This window comes from Methanohalophilus sp. WG1-DM, from assembly GCF_004104135.1.
GTDB classification, from domain to species: domain Archaea; phylum Halobacteriota; class Methanosarcinia; order Methanosarcinales; family Methanosarcinaceae; genus Methanohalophilus; species Methanohalophilus euhalobius.
Genome location: NZ_RRBA01000057.1, coordinates 1 through 331 on the forward strand (window position 1 = coordinate 1; position 331 = coordinate 331).

Here is a 331-nt window from a genome sequence, read left to right on the forward strand (position 1 = left end):
CCGGACTGGAAATGAAACTTGATATACCTCCCACGCCTAAAGTCCCTGGGTTCTGTGGTTGACTGCTTTCAAGTCACTTTCGTAAAGGATGCGTAGTTGACCTTAATCAAATCAAAGAAAGTATCTGTCCAATAATCGTTTTAGCGGTGCTTTCTGACATTCTGCCATATTTTTCGATTCCATCATCTGATTCACCTACTGATGCAAGAGATTCTTTTAGAAATGGATATGTGTTCATAAATTTACCTAAGACGGAGATTTCCACATCATTCCCACCATTGTTGGGGTCAATTAATGCAAGAATATCTGCATAGTCTTTGGCAAGTTTTCC

General features: G+C 39.6%; 1 pseudogene. It reads right to left on the reverse strand.

The annotated features are described in order from the left end of the window. Window positions 1–106: 106 nt before the first annotated feature. A pseudogene (locus CI957_RS10450) lies at window positions 107–331 on the reverse strand (hypothetical protein); the annotation flags it as partial.